The organism is Borrelia hispanica CRI, from assembly GCF_000500065.1.
Classification (GTDB): domain Bacteria; phylum Spirochaetota; class Spirochaetia; order Borreliales; family Borreliaceae; genus Borrelia; species Borrelia hispanica.
Genome location: NZ_AYOU01000127.1, coordinates 1 through 4873, shown reverse-complemented (window position 1 = coordinate 4873; position 4873 = coordinate 1). Strand labels below are relative to the sequence as shown.

Sequence of the window (4873 nt, the reverse complement as noted above, 5' to 3'; positions counted from 1 at the left end):
GTAAAATTATATGTAGAATATATTGTATTCTTATCAATATAATCTGTTTTAAAATAATGCTCTGGATGATCAGGATTAGTATCAAAAACAATAAACTCTGGTTTGATTCTTAGTCTCTTAAGCGCTTCTTTTAATGTCTCTTTATGCAGCGTTGTTGCTTCATTAACATAAATGACAGCAGAATTCGATCCTCTAAATCTTTCAAAGTCTCTTATTTTATCACCACCATATAAATTAACCCTTAAAGAATCGATTTCAAAATATGACGTATTTGAATATTTGGGAACAAAAGGTATTTTAAGCATATTAGCAAGATTTTCAAACTGTTCTATAACATTAATTTCTAATGCCTTCTGTGAGTTGCCTAATATAAAATTATTGGTACCTTTCCTATAAAGATGCCTATTTTTAAGTAAAGTTTTTAAGAATAAATAACAAGCCAAAAATGTTTTACCACTCGCAATTCCACCTGATAAAATAATTTTTTTTTGATTATTCTTTTCAATATCACTTAATACTTTACGTTGTTTTTTATTTAAGAACTTATTTTCAAAGCTTTTAAAATCAACAACTACTGGTTTTGGTTTAATAAAAGATGCTATATTAATACCAAATTCACGCTTATATTCCCTTTGCATTCTTTTAAAAAGAGGTAGATCATATATATTCACAACATATCCTTTAAATTTTAAATTTAACTTGTGATTCAAAATCAGTTGCTTTTAATTTAAGCATAGCTTGGTAATACAATTCCATTTTTTTAATTTCTTTTGCTCTTTTAACTTCGTCAAGTTCACATAGCTTATTATTAAGATCTTGATCATATTCATTATTAATTTCTTCTCTAAGTCTTTCAATTTTGCGCTCTAACATCTTTATTTCTTGATTGTATGATTTAAGTTCCAAATCTAAATAATTATTAAATGAATCAATAAATTCTAATCCCAATCTATTTCTAGCCATATGAAGCTGGCTTTTAATACTACTTGATTGTGCACTATGCTCTGATGCACGTATTAACACATTATTTAGAGTTTCTTCACTAATTGTTACTTTTGGATGTTCTTCTAAATTATTGCTTTCTCTAGACTCCCATCTACGTCTCATTTTACATACATTAGCACGACTTACACCCATCTCTTTACTAATCTGTGCATCACTAAGCTTCCCTTCATTAAAATACACAATATAATCATCAAATGATTTCTTTACTTTATTCATATCTCTTCAACCTTCTAAATTAACAAAAATTAATTTAACTTAACATAAACTCTATAACAAAATAATAATTTTACAAAATCAACGAAAAAAGCTTACAAATATATACTCAGAAAGAAATATAATGTTATAATCCGTAAAATGAGGAGAATATTTTATGAATAAAAATAGAAGTATATTAATGCTTTGCATTATATTATTTTTGTATAGTTGCAATGCAAATAAAAAACCAAGTCAAAGAGTGACTTACTCTGTCCAAACTACTAGATCTACAGATAAATTTCTAAAACCTCAAGATCTAGGAAGTACATTCCCAACACATAATCCACACAACATTACTTTAACTACTGAAGAAAAAATGAAATTTGAAATATTAATATATGCACTTGATATATATAAAAAAGACAAATTAGCGTTTTATCAAAAGCTTCAACAAGATATAAATCAAGAATTACAAAATTTACTAAACAAATACGATAGATTTCGTACTTGGATTTTAGATGATGCACATATACAAGAACAAAAAGAATTAAGTAACGCCTTTAATTACGCATATAAACGTATATATAATAAACTACAAAGATTTGAAAATGATCAGACTACGATGCAATATATAGAAGGTGCTTTTTATAATTATTTATATGATAAATATAAAGACAACCATCACTATGACGGAAGGCTGTACGGAAATACAAATGCAGGTTTTCCAACTAACTATGTAAGCTCATTCTTTGAGTATCTTATACATACAATAATTGAAAAATACGATACCAATAAAGAAATATTTCAAGCAATAAAAAACGAACTTGAAAATAAAAATAGTAAAAACTATACGAATACATTAAACATGTTAACATAATAAAAATTAGTAACAAAATAAATTGTTAATCAAAAAAAGTAAACATTTAGCAACTACAATTTAGTAGTTGCTAGTTATATAATAATCAAAGTAATTCATACAATATAACAATAATCGCTATATATTTTAATATCACAAATATGTATTAAAACTAAGGAGATTTACATGAAAATAACCAATTTTACTTTGATTTTATTACTACTAATGAGTAGTTGTGAACAAGATAATAATACAAATAAAGGAATTAAGGGTAGAAACAAAAGAGACTTAGAACAACAAGTAGAAGCACAAAAAACACCTGAAGAAGACTTGAGAGAAAAATTAAGTGAAAGTCAAAAACAGGGTCTAGATTTTTTAAAAGAAGCTTTGGGTAGTGAATCTGAACTCAATAAATTTTTAAATGAAGACGAATCTAAAATAAAAGATGCTCTTGATCACATTCAATCAGAACTTGCAAAGTGCACAGGAGAAAATGCAGATAATCAAAAAAATACATTTAAACAAGTAGTAAAGGGTGCTTTGGGAGGTGGCTTAGATAAATTTACAGAACAAGCAGCTAGTACTTGCAATCAAAACGCACAATAAGACCATCAAAATAAAAACAGAATTTAAAAACAAGATTTAAGAAAGAAAGTATACAGATTTTCATACAAATAAAAGTATAAATAAAAAGATTTAAAAAAAGGTATAAGTAAACAAAATGTTAACTTGAAGTTAACAGAGAAAGATAAGTTAAAAAAAGAAGAGAAATATCTCTCATTGCAAACATATGGGTCTTTAAAATAAAATCTAGAAAGAATAGACAGCAAATTTTTAAGTATTTGTTAAAGCTAGCACAAAGTTTATTAGATATTTTGTGCTGCACCCTTAAATATTAGCCCTTCTGATTAAAATACATGTCTTACACATTAAATTTTGCATACAATGGAGAGACATATAATTTGACATAAATTAAGAGTATTTGCTAACATATTTATACATAATTTTACTTATTTTTATAGCATTTAGTTAACAGATAAATTACATGAAAGAATATGAAATATTAAAAGCAAAAATCAAAGAACTAAAGAAACAAAATTCAATATTACTTAAAGAAACAAGGCAATATAAGAAAGAATTATTACAAACCAAAAGCAATCCTAAATCTAAATCAATACCAATAAGATTTTATTTAAATGATAAGACCATAAGATTGGTAAAGAAAAGTATAGACAAACTTAAACAAATAGATCCAATCTCAGGTTGGTTTGTTCATATACTCTCAATTACTGGTTGTAGAGGAGTAGAGATTCAAAATACAAGGCTTGATGACATAGTAAGAGAAGAAAATAATAATGGTGATGTATTTTATAGTTTACGTGTAAATGTTGCAAAGAAGCGAACCAGTATTTGCATTAGAGAAGTAGTAATAAGTAAATCTGAATTTGAATCTATAGAAGAAATTCATAAACTTCATTTTAAAAATAAAGGACAAGATTCAAGACGTACTTATCTATTTCAAAAAAGTAAACATCGCTTTAAAGATAATAGAATAAATATAAGTGAGATTTCAAAACAATTTAAAGAATTACTTACAAAATCAGGATTTAAATATCGTAAATCGCTACATATATGTAGAAATATATTTATTGCAACACTTAAAAGTAAAGGGTACAACTCATTTGAAATTAAAGAATTAATGAAATATGCATCAACAGCTGAAATTGATAATGTTTATGGCCTCTCAAAAGCAAGTAAATTAAAAGCATATCATGATATTAAAGATGGTTTTAAATAATATCAATTTACATTGTATATTCCATATATTGCTATATGATCTATACAAACATAATATTAAATCAATATATTACTATAATAAAACTAACAAAAAGAAGTTATATTCTTTTTGTTAGAATTTTTTATTTTAGAAATAAAGGTTAAAAGTAATTTAACAAATAGCTATTATATGATAATATAATTAATTTTAGCTAAAATCAATATTTGACATAATAAATAAGCATAAAAAAAAAGGCATATAACCTTTTAATAAAATAAACATATATGGAGTAAACTATATTTTTCTAAATATACGCTTAGATTTAAGATGATATTCTTGCCCTCTATCTTTAAGATAAAGAGGATCATATAAAACTTCTGTATTATTTGTTGCCATAAAATGGGATCCTGCAATATTTTTTATATTAACTTCACTTATCTCAAACTCATCCTTTAAACATTTATAAGATTTATCCTCAATACGAACATCTCGTTTAATTCCAAAAACACTCAAGATTCTACATGGATTTAAAATATAACAATTAATCCTCATATAACCTAAACTAACAAATTGATAATAATTATTATTAATATCATTAAAGTCAAATTTGTTCTTTGTAAGTGATGATATGTAATAATGCAAAGATAAAAAGTAACAACCCCAACGTCTAATCTCTACAATAAATCTATTATCAGTTTGTCTTAATTTCATATATCATTTAACCTCCTATATAATCCAAACCTCATTCATAAACTTCTAAAAAGGAATATCTTCATTAAATTCACAAGCAGGATCAGGAACAGGAGCAGGAGTAGGAATAGGAATATCAACTTTAGGATTATGATACTTACTATCCCCACCAAACAATCTCAGTTGATCTACAAAAATAATGCTTTTAATTTTATCAATTCCACTATGTTTATCCTTATAATACTCATGTCTCATAGACCCTTGAACAACAACTTGCTTGCCTTTAAGAAGAAAATGAAGAAGAGTTTCTGCTCGCTTACCAAATAATACACAATTAAAAAATTGGGCAT

7 protein-coding genes are annotated in these 4873 nt (G+C 25.6%); 3 read left to right on the top strand and 4 right to left on the bottom strand.

The window, feature by feature from the left end:
• Together U880_RS0105635 and U880_RS0105630 are read right to left on the bottom strand one after the other, a co-directional pair.
• The coding region (locus U880_RS0105635; RefSeq protein ID WP_024655123.1) for a phage terminase large subunit at window positions 1-671 on the bottom strand (671 nt) is incomplete at its 3' end.
• Between the two features lie 10 nt (window positions 672-681).
• Window positions 682-1221 carry a DUF603 domain-containing protein gene (locus U880_RS0105630; RefSeq protein WP_024655122.1) on the bottom strand — a complete coding sequence of 180 codons (540 nt, stop codon included), beginning with the start codon at window positions 1219-1221 and terminating at the stop codon, window positions 682-684.
• A gap of 154 nt (window positions 1222-1375) precedes the next feature.
• Between U880_RS0105630 and U880_RS0105625 the strand changes: the two genes are divergently transcribed.
• The 3 genes from U880_RS0105625 (at window position 1376) to U880_RS0105615 (ending at window position 3854) form a co-directional block, all read left to right on the top strand.
• Complete coding sequence (locus U880_RS0105625) at window positions 1376-2077, top strand: hypothetical protein (protein WP_024655121.1); 702 nt, start codon at window positions 1376-1378, stop codon at window positions 2075-2077.
• Window positions 2078-2242: 165 nt separating this feature from the next.
• Window positions 2243-2662 (top strand): Mlp family lipoprotein, encoded by a 420-nt coding sequence (locus U880_RS0105620; protein WP_024655120.1) that lies wholly within the window; start codon window positions 2243-2245, stop codon window positions 2660-2662.
• Window positions 2663-3101: 439 nt separating this feature from the next.
• Window positions 3102-3854, top strand: a complete 753-nt coding sequence (locus U880_RS0105615; RefSeq protein ID WP_024655119.1) for a tyrosine-type recombinase/integrase — start codon at window positions 3102-3104, stop codon at window positions 3852-3854.
• Window positions 3855-4127: 273 nt separating this feature from the next.
• Here the strand turns inward: U880_RS0105615 and U880_RS0105610 are convergent, their stop codons facing one another.
• Entirely contained in the window at window positions 4128-4544 is a 417-nt protein-coding gene (locus tag U880_RS0105610; protein WP_024655118.1) for a DUF261 domain-containing protein, read from the bottom strand.
• A gap of 45 nt (window positions 4545-4589) precedes the next feature.
• Window positions 4590-4873 (bottom strand): single-stranded DNA-binding protein (locus U880_RS10545; protein ID WP_024655117.1); only part of this gene is annotated, 284 nt, incomplete at its 5' end.

What these genes read in the sequence shown, in the direction of transcription:
- U880_RS0105610 (WP_024655118.1), bottom strand. Translation starts at nt 4,544, where the DNA reads ATGAAATTAAGACAAACTGATAATAGATTTATTGTAGAGATTAGACGT.
- U880_RS0105625 (WP_024655121.1), top strand. Translation starts at nt 1,376, where the DNA reads ATGAATAAAAATAGAAGTATATTAATGCTTTGCATTATATTATTTTTG.
- U880_RS0105615 (WP_024655119.1), top strand. Translation starts at nt 3,102, where the DNA reads ATGAAAGAATATGAAATATTAAAAGCAAAAATCAAAGAACTAAAGAAA.
- U880_RS0105630 (WP_024655122.1), bottom strand. Translation starts at nt 1,221, where the DNA reads ATGAATAAAGTAAAGAAATCATTTGATGATTATATTGTGTATTTTAAT.
- U880_RS0105620 (WP_024655120.1), top strand. Translation starts at nt 2,243, where the DNA reads ATGAAAATAACCAATTTTACTTTGATTTTATTACTACTAATGAGTAGT.